12 protein-coding genes and 1 pseudogene are annotated in these 16366 nt (G+C 73.2%); 9 read left to right on the top strand and 4 right to left on the bottom strand.

Annotated features, from left to right (window positions below):
- Positions 1-40: 40 nt before the first annotated feature.
- Entirely contained in the window at positions 41-535 is a 495-nt protein-coding gene (locus AB0F01_RS19325; RefSeq protein ID WP_362096882.1) for a DUF5949 family protein, read from the bottom strand.
- A gap of 204 nt (positions 536-739) precedes the next feature.
- On the opposite strand from AB0F01_RS19325, the gene AB0F01_RS19320 reads away from it, so the two are divergent.
- From AB0F01_RS19320 to AB0F01_RS19310, 3 genes are read left to right on the top strand one after another with little or no spacing between them, the layout of a single operon-like run.
- The gene (locus AB0F01_RS19320) at positions 740-1591 is read left to right on the top strand and encodes an ABC transporter ATP-binding protein (RefSeq protein WP_362096879.1); all 852 of its coding nucleotides are present in this window, start codon (positions 740-742) and stop codon (positions 1589-1591) included.
- Positions 1588-2565 (top strand): iron-siderophore ABC transporter substrate-binding protein, encoded by a 978-nt coding sequence (locus AB0F01_RS19315; protein WP_362096876.1) that lies wholly within the window; start codon positions 1588-1590, stop codon positions 2563-2565. The genes AB0F01_RS19320 and AB0F01_RS19315 overlap by 4 nt, the downstream gene beginning before the upstream one ends.
- A 4-nt stretch (positions 2566-2569) precedes the next feature.
- Positions 2570-4636, top strand: coding sequence for an iron ABC transporter permease (locus AB0F01_RS19310; protein ID WP_362096873.1), 2067 nt, complete (start codon positions 2570-2572; stop codon positions 4634-4636).
- A gap of 84 nt (positions 4637-4720) precedes the next feature.
- Here AB0F01_RS19310 and AB0F01_RS19305 read toward each other — a convergent pair whose 3' ends face one another.
- Entirely contained in the window at positions 4721-5173 is a 453-nt protein-coding gene (locus AB0F01_RS19305) for a phospholipase (RefSeq protein WP_362096870.1), read from the bottom strand.
- A 253-nt stretch (positions 5174-5426) separates the two neighbouring features.
- On the opposite strand from AB0F01_RS19305, the pseudogene AB0F01_RS19300 reads away from it, so the two are divergent.
- The 3 genes and pseudogenes from AB0F01_RS19300 to AB0F01_RS19290 form a co-directional block, all read left to right on the top strand.
- Positions 5427-5744: pseudogene (locus tag AB0F01_RS19300) on the top strand (VWA-like domain-containing protein); the annotation flags it as partial.
- Between the two features lie 463 nt (positions 5745-6207).
- Positions 6208-7776, top strand: coding sequence for an MFS transporter (locus AB0F01_RS19295; protein ID WP_362097199.1), 1569 nt, complete (start codon positions 6208-6210; stop codon positions 7774-7776).
- A gap of 398 nt (positions 7777-8174) precedes the next feature.
- Entirely contained in the window at positions 8175-9623 is a 1449-nt protein-coding gene (locus AB0F01_RS19290; RefSeq protein WP_362096867.1) for a cellulase family glycosylhydrolase, read from the top strand.
- A gap of 329 nt (positions 9624-9952) precedes the next feature.
- Here the strand turns inward: AB0F01_RS19290 and AB0F01_RS19285 are convergent, their stop codons facing one another.
- On the bottom strand, positions 9953-10609 hold the full coding sequence (locus AB0F01_RS19285; RefSeq protein ID WP_362096864.1) for a CBS domain-containing protein: 657 nt from the start codon (positions 10607-10609) through the stop codon (positions 9953-9955).
- 164 nt (positions 10610-10773) lie between these two features.
- Positions 10774-12210, bottom strand: a complete 1437-nt coding sequence (locus tag AB0F01_RS19280) for a cellulose binding domain-containing protein (protein WP_362096861.1) — start codon at positions 12208-12210, stop codon at positions 10774-10776.
- A 650-nt stretch (positions 12211-12860) separates the two neighbouring features.
- Here AB0F01_RS19280 and AB0F01_RS19275 point away from each other — a divergent pair.
- From AB0F01_RS19275 to AB0F01_RS19265, 3 genes are all read left to right on the top strand, one after another.
- Entirely contained in the window at positions 12861-13709 is an 849-nt protein-coding gene (locus tag AB0F01_RS19275; RefSeq protein WP_362096858.1) for a GntR family transcriptional regulator, read from the top strand.
- 201 nt (positions 13710-13910) lie between these two features.
- Complete coding sequence (locus tag AB0F01_RS19270) at positions 13911-15140, top strand: glycoside hydrolase family 64 protein (protein WP_362096856.1); 1230 nt, start codon at positions 13911-13913, stop codon at positions 15138-15140.
- Positions 15141-15206: 66 nt separating this feature from the next.
- The gene (locus AB0F01_RS19265) at positions 15207-16316 is read left to right on the top strand and encodes an AI-2E family transporter (RefSeq protein WP_362096853.1); all 1110 of its coding nucleotides are present in this window, start codon (positions 15207-15209) and stop codon (positions 16314-16316) included.
- The last annotated feature ends 50 nt before the right edge of the window (positions 16317-16366 follow it).

Raw genomic sequence — 16366 nt, 5'->3', positions numbered from 1 at the left:
ACGGAGGCTCACATACGGGGCGAGGGCGCGGGAACCGGGTTCAGCCGGCGCGCAGGCTCCGCACCGGCAGCAGCACATGGGCGGCCGACGTCAGGGTCTCCTGGTCGGAGGTGAACGCGTCCAGCGTCTCCAGGTCGCCCGGCTTCACCCCCTCCGGCCACGGACGGGTGGCGAACAGGAGGTAGACGTAGGAGCGTTCGCCGGCCGCCGCCGCCCACTTCGGCGGCGGGGCGAACTGCGCGTTGAGGCCCGGCATGGTCAGGGAGGCGGCGCCCGGCACCACGAGGACGCCGGCCGACTCGCCCGACTGCCCGCTGGCGTCGACGAGGCCGCCGCCCACGGAGAGTCCGGCCGCCTGCAGCAGTTGCCGCACGGCGTCGGCGCCGGCCTCGGGACCGTTCGCCCCGTCACCGAGCGAGCAGGCGAGCAGGAAGGGGATGTCGCCGTCGGGAGTCTCCCGGCGCCAGGCCATCACGACGAGGGAGCCCAGGTCGGCGGCGCGCCACGGCTGAGTTTCGGTTGAGGTGGAGGTCACCGCGGCACCGTACCGACGCGGGCGCGCCGGGCCCGGGTCCCCGTCACCCGGATGGGCGATCCGCCGTGCGGTCTCCACACGTACGAGGGAAGCGGCGCCCTCGGCCGCACCCGCGGGGCGGCTTCCGGGCCGCTCCGGTGCGGGCGGCCAAGCCCGCAGGTCACCGGTGCATAACGTGGACTAAGGGTAGGCTAACCTTGCCCCGTGAAACCTGGTGAAGAGGTGTCCCCGGGCCCGCGTGGCCACGAACTGACCGCCGACGGCGTGACGGTGGCCTACGACGGCGTGGACGTCGTCCACGACGCCTCGCTGGCCCTGCGGCCCGGCGAGGTGACCGTCCTCGTCGGCCCCAACGGCAGCGGCAAGTCGACCCTGCTGCGCACCGTCGCCCGGCTGCAGCGGCCCCGCAGCGCCACCCTCACCCTCGACGCCGGCACCGACGCCCTGGCGCTCGGCCCCCGTCAGTTCTCCCGGCACGTAGCCCTGTTGCTCCAGGGACGCCCCACGCCCAGCGGACTCACCGTGCGCGACGTCGTCGAGTTCGGCCGCTACCCCTACCGCGGCCGATGGGGCGGGGCCGACCCGGGCGGCCGGGAGGCGGTGGACCGCGCCCTCGCCATGACGGGCGTCGCCGAACTGGCCGAGCGGGGCGCCGAACACCTCTCCGGCGGTCAGCTCCAGCGCGTCTGGCTGGCCGGATGCCTCGCGCAGGAGACCGGCGTCCTCCTCCTCGACGAACCCACCACCTACCTCGACCTGCGCTACCAGGTCGAACTCCTCGACCTCGTCCGCGATCTGGCGGACGACCACGGCATCGCCGTCGGCGTCGTGCTCCACGACCTCGACCAGGCGGCGGCCGTCGCGGACCGGATCGTGCTGCTCGCCGGGGGGCGGGTCGTCTGCGAGGGCCGCCCCGAGGAGGTCCTGACCCCCGACCGGCTGACGGACGTCTACGGCATCCGGATCGAGGTCGCCACCGACCCCCTGACCGGCAGGCTGCGCACCCGCGCGATAGGCCGCCACCACACCCGAGAAAGGCTCACCACCCCCTCATGACACGCCTCCTGCGCACCCTGCCCGCCGTCACCGCCGCGGCCCTCCTGCTGGCCGCCTGCGGCACCACCGAACCGGCCGCGAAGGACTCCGAGAAGTCCACCGACGCCATCACCCTCACCGACGCGACCGGCGCGAAGGTGGAACTCGACGGCCCGGCCGAGAAGGTCGTCGGCACCGAGTGGAACGTCGTCGAGAGCCTCGTCTCGCTCGGTGTCGACCCCGTCGGGGTGGCCGACGTCAAGGGCTACCGGGCCTGGGACACCGCCGTCCCGCTCACCGGCGAGCCGAAGGACATCGGTACCCGCGGCGAGCCCAGCCTGGACACCATCGCCTCGCTGAAGCCGGACCTCATCGTCGCCACCAGCGACCTCCCGCCGGCCGCCGTGAAGCAGCTGCGCGAGGTCGCCCCGGTCCTGGCGGTGCAGTCCGCCGACGGCGCCGGCCAGATCGACCAGATGCTGGAGAACATCGACCTCATCGCGAAGGCCACCGGCACCACCGACCGGGCCACCACCCTCAAGAAGGACTTCGACGCCAAGCTGGACGAGGGCGGGAAGGCGCTCGCCGACGCGGGTCTCGACGGCGAGGAGATCGCCTTCGCCGACGGCTATGTGACCTCCAACCAGGTCTCCGTCCGCCCGTACACCGCCACGTCCCTCATCGGCGAGGTCAACGAGAGGCTCGGCCTGAAGAACGCCTGGAAGCAGAAGGGCGACGAGGCCTACGGTCTGGCAGCCACCGACGTCGAGGGCCTGACCGGCCTCGGCGAGGTCCAGTTCGCCTACATCGGCAGCGACAAGGACCCCAACAGCGACCCCTTCGGCAAGCAGCTCGCGAAGAACTCGGTGTGGAAGTCGCTGCCGTTCGTGAAGTCCGGTGACGTCCACCGCCTGCCCGACGGCATCTGGATGTTCGGCGGCCCCGGCTCCATGTCGGCCTACGTCGACGCGCTCGTCGCGGCCCTGACGAAGTAGCGCGATGGCCGTCACCGCCACCACCCCCTCCGCCCGTCCGGAGACCGTCACCTCCCGGACGGGCGCGGCCGCGGTGACGACCGCGCTCGTGCTCCTGGTCGCGGCCCTGGCCGTCGTCGACATCACCCAGGGCACGGCCGCGGTCGGCCCCGCCGAGGTCCTCAAGGCCCTCACCGGACGGGCCGACCCGGCCGACGCGTCCGTCGTCGTCGCCTCCCGGCTGCCCCGCATGACCGCGGGGCTGCTGGTCGGCGCGGCGCTCGGCATGGCGGGCGCCGCGCTGCAGGCCGTCAGCCGCAACGTGCTCGCCTCCCCCGACACCCTGGCGGTCAACGCCGGTTCCTACGCCGCGCTCGGCGTCGTCGCCGTCACCGGGGTGTCGCTGCCGTTGCTCGCCTCCTCCGGCGTCGCCTTCGCCGGCGGACTGGCGGCGGCGGCCGTGGTGCTCGGCCTGTCGGGCCTCGGCGCCGGCACCGTCCGCCTGGTGCTCGCCGGTACGGCCCTCGCCCTGGGACTGACGGCCGTCACCGAGGGCCTGCTGCTGCTCTACCCGGAGCAGACCGAGGGCCTCTACCAGTGGAACCAGGGCAGCATCGGTCAGAACGGTTTCGACGGCGTGGTGCGGATGCTCCCCGTCGTCGTCGTGGGGCTCGCCGGGCTCCTGCTCGTCGCCCGCCGCGTCGACGCCCTCGCCCTCGGCGAGGACGCGGCCCGCGGGGTCGGCGTACCGGTCCGCTCGACGCGGATCACCACGGTCGTCCTGGCGACCCTGCTGTCCGCGGCGGCCGTCACCCTGGCCGGGCCCATCGGCTTCGTCGGCCTGTGCGCCCCCGCCCTCGTCCGGCTGCTCGCCCGACGGCTGCGCGGCGTCCTCCGGCTGCGGGCCGCGGTGCCGCTGGCCGGCCTGGCCGGGGCCGCGCTGGTACTCGGGGCGGACGTGCTGCTGCGGACGTTCGTGTCGGCGGAGCGGTCGGTCGCCGTGCCCACCGGCGTGGTCACCAGCCTCGTCGGCGCGGTGTTCCTGGTCGTCATGGCGGCCCGGCTGCGTGACACCGCGGGCGCCGCCGCCGTGGACACGCTGCGCATCCGCAGTCGCGCCGTCTTCCTCGCCACCCTCGGCGCCCTCGTCGTGGTGCTGGCCGGCGTCACGATCGCGGCCGTGCTGGTCGGCGACAGCAAGCTGCTGCTGGGCGACGTCGTCAACTGGGCGCAGGGCAGGGCGGGCCGCACCGTCTCCTTCGTGCTGGACACCCGCGTCCCCCGGGTGCTCGCCGCGCTCCTCGCCGGGGCCGCGCTCGCGCTGGCCGGCACCCTGGTGCAGGCCGTCACCCGCAACCCGCTGGCCGAGCCCGCCGTGCTCGGCGTCTCCGGCGGCGGCGCGCTGGGCGCCGTGATCCTGGTGACCACGGTGCCGGTGGCCGGCTCCTGGAGCGTGGCCGCAGCCGCCTTCACCGGGTCCGCCGTCACCGCGGCCCTCGTCTTCGGACTGGCGGCGCGGGGCGGCTTCCAGCAGAACCGGCTGGTGCTCGTCGGTGTCGGCGTCGCGGCCGGCACCACGGCGCTGATCAGTCTGCTGATCGTGCTGACCGACCCGTTCAACGCCACCAAGGCCCTGACCTGGCTGTCCGGTTCGACCTACGGCCGGTCCCTGCCCGACGTGCTGCCGCTCGCCGCCGTGCTGGCGGCCGGCATCGGGCTGACGGCGGTACGCCACCGGGAGCTGGACCTGGTGTCCCTCGACGAGGACACCCCCCGGCTCCTCGGACTGCGCCTGGCCCGCGGGCGGTTGGGCTTCCTCGTGCTGAGCGTGCTGCTCACCGCGACCGCGGTCGCCGCGGCGGGCACCATCGGGTTCGTCGGCCTCGTCGCCCCGCACGCGGCCCGGGCCCTCGTCGGGCGCCGGCACACCCGGGTGCTGCCGGTGGCGCTGCTGCTCGGCGCCGTACTCGTCTGCACGGCCGACCTGTTGGGCCGCACGGTCATCGCCCCCGCCCAGCTGGGCGCGGGCCTGATGACCGCCGTGATCGGGACGCCGTACTTCCTGTACATACTGGTGCGCGGCCGGAGGTAGCCGTCCGGTCCGGGACCGCCGACGGGTCCGGGCGGCGCCGCTCCAGTGGGGTGAGCGGCGACGCCCGGCCGCCGGACCGGCGGGTCAGCCGAGGGCCCGCACGGCCTGGTAGTAGGTCCACGCGGTGCTGTCGCACGCGGTCCCGGTGGCCCCGCCGTACCCGGCGCAGACCCGTTCGAGGTCCTCGTGGAAGGCGTCGTCGAGGCGTGACGTGTGGGCGGAGAAGATGCCCATGGCCTTGTAGTTGCGGTAGCCGAAGTCGTGGCGGGCACAGGAGGCGGAGAACGGGAAGCCGAACGGGTTGTCGGGGGAGGAGGAGCAGTGGTCGGTGGACCAGTCGAATCCGTAGGCGGCCCAGGCCGGCCGGTCGGCCTGGGCCGCGTTCCAGCTCTGCTGACTCGACGCGCCGGTCTGCGTCCAGCCCGACAGGACCCGCGCCTTGTCGGCCGGGGCGGCGTGGGCGGCGGTCGCGGTGCCCAGGGCGGTCACGACGGCCAGGACCGGAGCGGCGAGCACGGTGGCGAGTCTTCGGCCCATCCCACACCTCCACGGGTTGCGGACCCGGCCCTCGCGCCCGCAGGTGCATGACAAGTTGATGCCCACCGGAGCGCCCCGCCCAACCTCGAACAGCTGACGTGATGTCACGTGGCGTCCCGGGCGGGGCCGGTGAGGCAGGCCCGGAGAAAAACGCGCTGACAGTCCGTCGGCCGCGTGGCTATGCTCGCCGCGATGACGACTCACTGTGCACACAGATGGGGGGTCCCGTCCGCGCAAGGTGAGTGCTGATGCACTGCCCTGCGACGCGGCCGCCGGCCGGGTGCACCGGATGTGCCGGGCCGGGTCCATCCCGCTCACCGGCGGCGGGGGGACGGATCTGCGGGCGGGCTTCTCCCGGGCGCTGGCCGCACGGCCCCGGCCCGACGTCGTGGTCGTCCTCACGGACGGACAGACACCGTGGCCGGCGACCCGGCCACCGTGCCGGACGGTGGTGGGTCTCTTCCCCCGCGACCGGCCGCCCATGGACGAGGACGACCCCGAATACGTTCCCGACGGCCCGCCCGCGTGGGCGCGCGTGGTGACGATCGGGCCCGGGTCCGCCGCGTGGTGACGGTCGGGCCCCGGGCCCGCCGCGCGGCAGGGCCCACACGGACCTCCGCGACGACGGGGCCCGCGTGAGCCCTGCACGGGCCCGTCACCCGGCCGGCGGATGCCGTCGTGCTGCGCCGCCCCGTGCAGGGCTACGGTCGTACCGGACGCGCCCCCGGATCACCGTCCGGGGGCCGTGCGTTGGTGGTCCAAGGCAAGACGCTCCGCCGCCCGCGGGGAGATGCAGGTGCAAGGCCTGCCCAACGCTCCGAACCCTCCACCCCTCTGCCCCCGGTGACGCCCGGGGCCCGGCCGGCGCCTGCCGGGCCCCGGGCATCGGGCCTGGTCAATGGGGGTGCCGCGCACCGGATGCGGCGTCACCCGTTCCGACGCAGACTGGTCGAATGAAGGTCCATCACTCGGGACGTGAGGGGACCGTTTCGTCCCCGCACGGGCGGGCCCGGCAGAACGTGGCCCTGGCGGCCATGCTGTTCGCGGTCGCCATGACGTTCATCGACCAGACCATCGTCTCCATCGCCGCCCCCGACATCGACCGCGAACTGGGGCTCTCCACCTCCGGCATGCAGTGGGTGGTGAACGCCTACCTGCTGTCGCTGGCGGCGTTCTTCGCCCTGGGCGGCCGGCTGACGGACATTCTCGGTGCGCGGCGCGTGGTCGTGGCCGGGACGATCGTGTTCGTCGTCTCCTCCGTGCTGTGCGGCTGCGTGCCCCGAGGCGACTTCGCGCAGACCTGGCTCATCGTCTTCCGCGCCACCCAGGGACTGGGTGCCGCCCTGCTCTTCCCGGCCGCGCTCGCCGTGGTGGTCGCCGTGTTCCCGGTCGAGCGGCGAGGCAGGGCGCTGGCCCTGTTCTTCGGCCTGTCCGGCGCGCTGACCGCCGTCGGGCCGCTGCTGGGCGGCTGGCTCACCGCGTGGACGTGGCGGGCCATCTTCTGGGTCAACGTCCCGGTCGCGATCGTCGCCCTGGTCCTGACGGCCACGGCCCACATCACCGACCGGCGGCGCGACGAACGGCTGGACGTCGGCGGAGCGGTCCTCATCGCGCTGGGCATGGGGCTGAGCGTCCTCGGCTTCCAACAGGCGTACTTCTGGGGCTGGGACAACGTCGCCACCTGGGCGTGCATCGCGGGCGGGCTCGCCCTCCTCGCGCTGTTCGTCCGGTACGAGCGCGGGCAGCGCCACCCACTGATCAACCTGACGGTCTTCCGGGACCGGGCGTTCACCGTGGACTCGGTGGTGCTCTTCTTCGCGATGCTCGCCTTCGTCCCCCTGTTCTTCTTCGCCTCCGTCTACGCCCAGGTCTCGCTGAGCGCCTCGCCCAACCAGGCCGCCCTGTTCCTGCTGTACTTCTTCGCCGGCTTCGCCGTCGCCTCGCAGTGGGGCGGCCGGATCCTCGACAAACGCGGCGCCCGCCCCGCCCTCAAGATCGGCACGGTGCTCGGCGCCGTCGGCTTCGCCCTGTGGGCCGGTGAGTTGACCAACCTGTCGATGCACGACCAGTGGCCCTACGCGGCCCTCTCGGGCGCCGGCATCGGCTTCCTCCTCGCCCCGGCCTCCACGGACGCCGTCAACCGCTCCATCGGCGCCTCCTACGGCGAGGTCACCGGCATCACGCAGACGGTGCGCAACTACGCGGCCAGCGTCGGCCTGGCCGTCTTCGGGACGATGCTCGCCCACGCCACCACCGACAAGGTGGTGGACACCCTCACGTCCCACGGCGTCCCGGACGAGGAGGCCCGCGGCGTCGCACGGAGCGTCACCGAGGCGGTCACCGGCCACTCCGACGACCGCGTCCCGGAAGGCGGCGGCAGGGCAGCCGAGTCCATGCGGGAGACCATGTCGGCGATCCGCATGGACTTCGCCGAGGCCAACCAGTGGGTCTTCTACGGCATGGCCATCGCCCTGGGCATCGCCTTCCTGGTCTCCCTGCGCCACCCGGGCGGCAAGGTGACGGAGTCCGCCCCCGAGTCCGCCTCCGGCGGCCCCGGCGAGCAGCCACCGGCGGACCGGAAGTCCCCGGCCGACCCGCGCTGAGACGAGCCCGAGCCTCCGCGCTGAGAGGAGCCAGAGCCTCCGCGCTGAGACGAGCCTCCGCCGACCCGGGCGCACGCCCTCGCACCGGTGCGTCCCCTGGCGCACGCACCTGCCCTCGCACCCCCGCACGCCCTCGCATCCGCGCACGCCGGTCCACTCGCGCCCGCGCACGCCTGCCCGCTCACCCCCGCGCCCGCGCACGTATCCACGCACGTATACACGCGCACACCCGTCCGTCGGCACGCCCCCGACGCGCCCCCGACGCACCCCGACGCGTCGACCGCCCGGGAGTCGTGCGTGTTCGGTCCGTCCGGAACCTTGCCATCCGGTCTCCGCTCCGGTTCCATCCCGTCAGGAAAGTTTCCTAACTTACCCCCACGGGCGAACGGAGACCCCCCATGAGACCGGCACGACCGCACCCCCGCACGGCCGCGCTCGCCGCGGCCCTCGGCAGTGCCCTGCTCCTCACCCTCGCCACCGCGGCCGCCGCCCCCGCCGCTCCCGACCGTGCCCCGGCCACCACCCGCACCGCGACCGACGCCGCCGCAGGCGGGCTCACCGCGCAGATCACCCGGTCGTCCGCCTGGGACACCGGCTACGGAGCCGACGTCGTCGTCACCAACCACGGCACCACACCCGTGGAGGGCTGGACCGTCGAGTTCGACCTGCCCCCGGGCACCACGGTCGGCAGCCACTGGTCCGCCGCCAGGACCCAGCAGGGACAGCACCACCGTTTCACCAACGTCTCCTGGAACGCGACCGTCGCCCCCGGCGCCGGCCAGAGCTTCGGCTTCAACGCCTCCGGCCTCGGGCACCCCCTCAACTGCACCGTCAACGGCGTCCCCTGCGACGGCGGCACCCCACCGAGCGACCCGCCGGCCGACCCACCCGCCGATCCGCCCGCGGGCACCCCCGTCGCCGTCAACGGACAGCTCGAGGTCTGCGGCACCAAGCTGTGCAACGAGCACGGCAACCCGATCCAACTGCGCGGCATGAGCTCCCACGGCACCCAGTGGTACGCCCAGTGCCTGACCGACGGCTCCCTCGACGCCCTGGCCACGGACTGGAAGGCCGACGTCCTGCGGGTGTCCACCTACGTCCAGGAGGGCGGTTACGAGACGAACCCCCGGCACTTCACCGACCTGGCGAACCGTCTGATCCAGCAGGCCACCGACCGCGGCATGTACGTGATCGTCGACTGGCACATGCTGGACCCCGGTGACCCGATGGTGAATCTCGACCACGCCCGCCGGTTCTTCACCGACATCGCCCGGAGCAACCAGGGCAGGAACAACATCCTGTACGAGATCGCCAACGAGCCGAACGGGGTGAGCTGGCCGCGCATCAAGAACTACGCCGAGCAGGTCATCCCGGTGATCCGGGGCATCGACGCCGACGCGCCCGTCCTCGTCGGCACCCGGGGCTGGTCCTCGCTCGGCGTCTCCGACGGGGCCGACGAGTCCGAGGTCGTCGCCGACCCGGTCGACGCCTCGAACATCATGTACACCTTCCACTTCTACGCCGCCAGCCACGACGAGAAGTACCTGTCGGCCCTCTCCCGCGCCGCCGACCGCATCCCGGTCTTCGTCACGGAGTTCGGCACCCAGAACAGTGCCGGAGAGGGTGCCGACGACTTCCCGCGGTCCCAGCGCTACCTCGACCTGATGGCCGACAAGAAGATCGGCTGGGTCAACTGGAACTTCTCCGACGACCACCGCTCGGGTGCCGTCTTCACCCGCGGTACCTGCGCCGCCGACGGCCCCTGGACCGGCACCACGTCGCTGAAGCCCGCCGGGGCCTGGATCCGCGACCACCTCAGGACCCCGGACGACTTCCCGACCCACTGAGCCCGCTCCGCCCCCGCCCCGGTCCGGGTTTCACGCCCGGACCCCACTCCGCCCCCGTCCGGAGCGTCCGTCCGGGCGGGGGCACCCCCGGGACGTGCGGCGCCGGACGTGCGCCGTCGGGTGCGGTGCCGGACGTGCGTCGTCGGGTGCGGTGCCGGACGTGCGTCGTCGGATGTTGTCCGTGATGAGTACACCGCCGCACACCGATCCTCCGTACGGGGCAGGTCCTCGACCGCCGAACAGCGCAGGCCGTGGACCGTCACGAGGCCGGGCGGCGCTCCTCGGCCGTAGCCGAGCAGCGCCCCGCGGACGGGGCCGGGCCCCGACCGTCAGACGGCCACCGAACCGTCGGAGTCGTCCGGCACGGGCCGGAACTCCACCTCCACGACCCCGTCGACCTCACGGCACAGCTCCAGCAGCTTCACCGGGGCGGCGCCGGAGGAGAGCCGCCCGGTGAGGACCACGAACCCGTGCGAGACGGTGACCTGGACCGCGGACGGCGGCTCGCCCAGCGACCTGACCAGCACGTCCTCGACGATCTCCGTCCGGATCGCCTGGTCCTCGCGGACGAACACGCGCAGCAGGTCGCTCCGGCTGACCACACCGGTCAGCCGCCCGTCCGCACCGACCACGAGGAGTCGCTTGACACCGCGCCGGGCCATGACCCGGGCGGCGTCGACGACGCTCCAATCCTCCTCGGCGCAGAGGGGAGGCGAGGTCATCAGCCCGGCAGCGTCGACGGCCCACGCCTTCGTGGGCCGGGACGCCGGCTGCGGATCCCCGGAGTCCCCCTCCTGGCGCCCCCACATCTTGTGCAGCAGATCCGCCTCGGACACCACGCCCACCGGGCGGTCCTCGGTGTCCACGACGGGCACGGCGGTGATGTCGTATTCGAGCAGCAGGTGCGCGATCTCCTTGAACGGCGTGCCGGCCTGGATCCGCACGACCGCGTCGCTCATGACGTCGCGCACCTTCCGGTGGTTCATCGCGGCGCTTCCTCCTCGCTCCGGCGCACGCCCACGCTCCGCGACGGCCGGTGTGCGCGGGCGGCCGTCACCAACATCATTGTCCGCCATGACCTGCGGAAGCGGCGACACAGCGGGCGGGTGACGGCGGGCGGAGGCGTCGGCGGAGCCGGGGCGCGCCCGGGTCAGGGAGCCGGCACGTCGTCCACGAAGGACGTGTCCGCGGCCCGGTAGGCGCCGACCCGTTCCGCCACCTGGCCCGGTGTCAGCACCCGGTCCTTGACGTGCAGGACGTAGTCCACCTGCTGGTCGTAGGCGCGCGGGGTGGTGGAGGTCTGCCCCTGGAGGTCGATCAGCCACTGGTTGAAGTTGATCGACATCGGCCGCTCGGGCAGGTAGGCGGCGCCGTGCGTGCCGAACAGCTGCCCGTCGACGTAGTAGGTGATCGCCCGGTCGTCGATGGTCACCACGAGGTCGTGCCAGCCGGCGAAGCTCCGCCGACTCTCGGTGTGCTGGTTGACCGCCTCCCACGGGTCGGGTCGGTAGGTCTCCCACGAGGTGGTGTACAGGATGTTCGACGGCTCGCCCCAGCCGCCGTTGGGCAGGTACTCGAAGTCGTACTCCGCGTAGTCGTCGGCCATCGGGGCCGTGAGGTCGTTGATGGTGAAGAAGGTCTGCACGACGTGGTCGCCGTCCGGCCCGTGGACGGGCGCGTCGGAGAACCGCACCCGGGCGGCATAAGTGCCGTTCCGGAACTTCGTGGCACGGGTGAGGACTTCGGTGTGGACGGTGGACGCGCCGGTGCCCGCGCTGGACGTGCGCAGGTTCATCACCGAGGTGCCGCCAGAGGAGGCGAAGGTGACCCGGGAGGGGTCCCAGGTCGCCCCGGGCACCCCCGGGCCGCCCGCGTTCGACCGCACGTGCCAGCCGTGGGCCGCGAGGTCCGGGTCGGTGTGTGAGGCGTAGTCGAAGTCGTCGAACAGGGCCTGACCACCGGCTGGAGGATCGGTCGGGTCGGTCGGGTCCGTGGGATCGTCCGGGTCGTCACCGCCGGGCGCCGTGCCCCACACGGTCTCCGCGCCGATGCGGGCGGTGACCCGGTCCCAGTCGGCGTACGCGGTCCGCTCCCCGGCGAACGAGTGGTCGTCGCTCTGCCGCAGCGGCTGCCACGACGACCGGTGGAAGCGGAGCTGCAGGTCGCCGGTGTCCTCCCCGGGCGCCAGGGATCCGGCTCCGGCGGTGAAGCCGATCTCCAGGTAGCGGTCCGCCGTCGGAGTGGGCCGCTCCGGCGTCCCGAACGTGCCCGTCACGGCGGCACAGCCCCGGACGGCCCAGGAACAGGCGAAGCGGTAGGCGGCGTCCGGCGCGTCCGCCGAGAAGTAGTAGCGCACCTTCACGAGGCTCAGCGGGATCGTGGTGGACCCGGTGTTGCGGATCTTCAGCCAGGGCTCGCTCTGGTCGGCGGTCGGGCCGGTGGCGCTCGTGCGGTACTGGACGGCGACGGCGCCGTCGGCGGCCGGGGCGGCGCCGGCGGGTGCGGCTGCCAGGGCCGAACCCGCCAGGAGCGCGGTCACGGCGAGAACCGCGCGCACGCGGCGCCAAGTGGGGGGAGGAGTGCTCATCCGTGGTCCTTTCGGAGTCCCGCCGGGAAGCGGGCGTGGGGGAGCGGGGCACGGTGCGGGGCGGAGCCGGTGGGTGGTGCGTGCGTCCGGTGGGGTGGTGCCGGACGTGCGTCCGGTGCCGTGGGTGGCGTCCGGGCTCCGGAGGTACGCCGGGCGGGGCCGGGGCGGGCGGCAGCGGGCCCCGGCGGCTCCGTGCCCCGTCCGGCATGACCTGTGCAGGGAGACGCCGGGGCGGCGACGGAGCCCTGGGGACTGACCAGTTGCCCACCTCTGCCTTACCAGTGGTACGTGCCGAACGTGACACGGGCGTCGGGAGCCGTCAACCCTCTGCGAGGCAAGTCCCGTGCTGCTCATAGGCATTGCCGGCTCGTCGGTCGGAAGCCCGGAACCACGGCCCGACTCCCTTCCTGGGGTTACCAGTTAAGGTGAGGGGGCATACCAGTGCCCGGCGGCGACCAGCGGATCGCCCGACCGAAGCAGCCAGCGCGCCGGCAGTCAACGGCCCAACGACCGGCGGACCGGCAACCAGCGAACCGACGGAACAGCGACCGACGATCAACGGACCAACGACCGACGGACCGGCAGCCAACGGGTCAACGGACCAACGAGCCGCACGAACCGACACACCAACAGAGGACCGGGGGAGCCGTATGGAGATCGACGCCGCCGTCTCGGGCGCGGTGCTCAAGCGCGAGCGTGTCCGCGAAGCGATCCTGGAACTGATCGAGGCGCGACGGTCCGGCGACGCCATCCCGTCCGAACGGGCGTTGTGTGCCCGGCTCGGCGTGTCCCGTCCCACGGTGCGTGCCGCCGTGGACGAACTGGTCGGCGCCGGGTTGCTGGTGCGGGAGCACGGCCGGGGGATGTTCGTGGCCGAAGAGAAGATCACTCAGGAACTGGTCCCGGAGCGGGACTCCTTCAGTCTGCCCCGCGCGGGCGGTCGGTGGACCAGCAGGCTGATGGAGCTCCGCACCCTGCCGGCCGGGGCACGGGTCGGGCGGAGGCTGCGCCTGTCGCCGGCGGCCGGGATCCGGTACGCGGCCCGGCTCCGGCTGGTCGACGGCTCGCCCATGGCCATCGAGTACCTGCACGTACCGGCTGCGCTGGTGCCGGCTCTGACCGGCGAGGAACTGGAGCAGGGCGACCTGTACGAGCACTTTCGCGACCGCCACGGCGTGCAGGTCGGTGAGGCGGTGCAGTCCATCGAGCCGACGGTGCTGACCCGGGCCGAGGCCGACCTGCTCGACGTGCCCGAACTGTCCCCCGCCCTGCTTTTCGAGCGTCTGACCACCGACACCGCCGGCCGGCCCGTCGAGTACGTCCGCTCCCTCTACCGCGGGGACCGCTACCGCATCGTCTCCCGGCTCGCCGTCGGCCCCCGTCCCGCGGAAGCGCGGGCGCCGTCCGAGGGGCACCACCCCGGCATCCCGCCGGGGGACTTCGCGGCCGGGGGCCCGGTCACCTTCTCGACGCGCGGTGAGGTGCAGCGAGAGCCCTGACCGCAGCCCAGCAGTAGCCCCGCGACACCGACGACCCTCGCGCCGCAACCGCAGCGAACCGGAATCCGAGCGGTGAAGCGGAACTCCCCGACATGGGCCGGAACTTGCTCTTCCGCGATGCGTTGACAGGTCCCTGCCATAGCGCGACGCTGAGAGCGCTCTCATTCAGCTGAATCGGCAACAGTCGAACGGAGAAGCACCATGCTGCGCACTCTCGGACGGCGGGCCCTGGCCACGGGGCTGACCCTCGCCACGATGCTCGCCGGCTCACTCGCCGCCACCGCCTCGGCGACCCCCGCCCGGGCCGCCGCCCCCGCGCCGGCGGCCGCGGTACCGGAGACCGTCCCCCTGACGATCACCAACAACTCGGGCCGGTCGGACCGGGTGTACGTCTACAACCTGGGCACGCAGCTGTCGACCGGCCGACAGGGCTGGGCCGACGCCGGCGGCACCTTCCACCCGTGGCCCCCGGGCGGTAACCCGCCGACACCCGCCCCCGACGCCGCGATACCCGGCCCGGCGGCAGGACAGTCCACGACCATCCGCGTCCCCAAGTTCTCCGGACGCATCTACTTCTCCTACGGCCGGAAACTGGAGTTCAAGCTGACCACCGGCGGACTGGTCCAGCCCGCCGTGCAGAACCCCACCGACCCCAACCGCGACATCCTCTTCAACTGGTCGGAGTACACGCTCAACGACGACGGCCTGTGGCTCAACAGCACCCAGGTCGACATGTTCTCCGCGCCGTACACCGTGGGCCTCCAGCGCGCCGACGGCACCTCGGTGAGCGCCGGGAAACTGAAGCCCGGCGGGTACCGGGGCCTCTTCGACGCGCTCCGGGGGCAACCGGGCGGCTGGGCCGGACTGATCCAGACCCGGTCGGACGGCACCGTGCTGCGCGCGCTGTCCCCCCTCTACGGCGTGGAGACCGGCGCGCTGCCCGCCACCGTCATGGACGACTACATCAACCGCGTCTGGCAGAAGTACACGGCCTCGACCCTGACCGTCACCCCCTTCGCCGACCGGCCCGGCATCCGCTACTCCGGACGGGTCTCCGGCGGCGTCCTGCGCTTCACCGACGCCACCGGAGCGGTCGTCACCAGCTTCGAGAAGCCCGACGCCTCCTCCGTCTTCGGCTGCCACCGCAGGCTCGACGCCCCCAACGACCAGGTGCGCGGCCCCATCTCCCGCACCCTGTGCGCCGGGTTCAACCGCACGACCCTGCTGGTCAACTCCCAGCAGCCCGACACCGGCCCGGGCGCCTTCTACCGGGACCCGGTCGTCACCAACCACTACGCCCGCGCCGTGCACGCGCAGATGGCCGACGGCAAGGCGTACGCCTTCGCCTTCGACGACGTCGGTCACCACGAGTCCCTCGTCCACGACGGCGCACCGCGCCAGGCCCGGCTGTCGCTGGAGCCGCTCGACTGACACGGCGGCCGGTCACATCCGCCCTGGACACCAGTGCGGCACCACGGGCCCCATAGGGTGAAGCCCATGTCTGCCACGTTGAGTTCGAGGAGAGCGCGCGCCGCGCTCCACACCTCGGCGCGCATCTCCGGTGAACTGCTCCTCGTGCTGCTGATGGCCGCGGTGGTGCTCTGGGTCCTGGGCCGTATGTGGCCGGTGGTCTGGCCGCTGATCGTCGGCCTGCTGCTCACCACGCTGACCTGGCCCCCGGCCCGGGCCCTGCGCAACCGCGGCCTGCCCCCCGCCGTGGCCGCGTCCGTCGTGACCGTGCTGTTCCTGGCGGTCGCCGCCGGCACCGTGGCGCTGATCGCGGTGCCGGTCGCCTCCCAGTCCGGTCAGCTGACCGACGGGGTCATCGCGGGCATCGACCGGCTCCGCGAATGGGCCGCCGGGCCTCCGCTCAACATCGGGGACGACCAGATCGCCGGGGCGTTCGACGCGGCGACCGCGCGCGTCCAGGACAGCGCGGGGACCATCGCCGGCTCCGTCGTGACCGGCGTGAGCACCGTGTTCAGCGGAGTGGTCACCACCGTCCTGGCCCTGTTCCTGATGTTCTTCTTCCTCAAGGACGGGCCGCGTTTCCTGCCGTGGCTGTCCCGTCAGCTCCCCGGCCGGCTCGGGGTCCACGTCCCGGTGACGGTCGGCCGGTGCTGGGACACGCTCGGCGCCTTCGTGCGCTCCCAGGCCCTGGTCGGCCTGATCGACGCCGTGCTCATCGGACTGGGACTGTGGATCCTCGACGTCCCGCTCGTGCTGCCGCTGGCCGTGCTCACCTTCGTGTCCGCGTTCGTTCCCATCGTGGGAGCCCTGTTCGCCGGGTTCGTCGCGGTGCTCATCGCGCTGGTGTCCAACGGCCTGATGGACGCGCTGATCGTGCTGGCCATCATCGTGGGCGTCCAGCAACTCGAGGGCAACGTGTTCCAGCCCATGATCCAGAGCCGCGGGCTTGGCCTGCACGCGGCGGTCGTCCTGCTGGCGGTGACGCTCGGCGGCAGCCTGGCCGGCATCGTGGGCAGCCTGCTCGCCGTACCGGTCGCCGCGCTGATCGCCGTCGTCTGGAACCACCTCCGTGAACAGCTCGTCGAACCGCCGGCCCGACCGGACGCCGGCGAACCGGAACCAGCGCCGAGCGCCTGACGGGGGCGGGGGCCGGGGGACGGAGGCGGACCGAGCCGGCGCGGACCCCG

Origin of the sequence: Streptomyces sp. NPDC029526, assembly GCF_040637405.1 — a bacterium.
Lineage (GTDB): Bacteria > Actinomycetota > Actinomycetes > Streptomycetales > Streptomycetaceae > Streptomyces.
This window is presented reverse-complemented; position numbering and strand designations above follow the sequence as displayed.

What these genes read in the sequence shown, in the direction of transcription:
- AB0F01_RS19315 (WP_362096876.1), top strand. Translation starts at nt 1,588, where the DNA reads ATGACACGCCTCCTGCGCACCCTGCCCGCCGTCACCGCCGCGGCCCTC.
- AB0F01_RS19310 (WP_362096873.1), top strand. Translation starts at nt 2,570, where the DNA reads ATGGCCGTCACCGCCACCACCCCCTCCGCCCGTCCGGAGACCGTCACC.
- AB0F01_RS19305 (WP_362096870.1), bottom strand. Translation starts at nt 5,173, where the DNA reads ATGGGCCGAAGACTCGCCACCGTGCTCGCCGCTCCGGTCCTGGCCGTC.
- AB0F01_RS19295 (WP_362097199.1), top strand. Translation starts at nt 6,208, where the DNA reads ATGCTGTTCGCGGTCGCCATGACGTTCATCGACCAGACCATCGTCTCC.
- AB0F01_RS19290 (WP_362096867.1), top strand. Translation starts at nt 8,175, where the DNA reads ATGAGACCGGCACGACCGCACCCCCGCACGGCCGCGCTCGCCGCGGCC.
- AB0F01_RS19285 (WP_362096864.1), bottom strand. Translation starts at nt 10,609, where the DNA reads ATGAACCACCGGAAGGTGCGCGACGTCATGAGCGACGCGGTCGTGCGG.
- AB0F01_RS19280 (WP_362096861.1), bottom strand. Translation starts at nt 12,210, where the DNA reads ATGAGCACTCCTCCCCCCACTTGGCGCCGCGTGCGCGCGGTTCTCGCC.
- AB0F01_RS19275 (WP_362096858.1), top strand. Translation starts at nt 12,861, where the DNA reads ATGGAGATCGACGCCGCCGTCTCGGGCGCGGTGCTCAAGCGCGAGCGT.
- AB0F01_RS19270 (WP_362096856.1), top strand. Translation starts at nt 13,911, where the DNA reads ATGCTGCGCACTCTCGGACGGCGGGCCCTGGCCACGGGGCTGACCCTC.
- AB0F01_RS19265 (WP_362096853.1), top strand. Translation starts at nt 15,207, where the DNA reads ATGTCTGCCACGTTGAGTTCGAGGAGAGCGCGCGCCGCGCTCCACACC.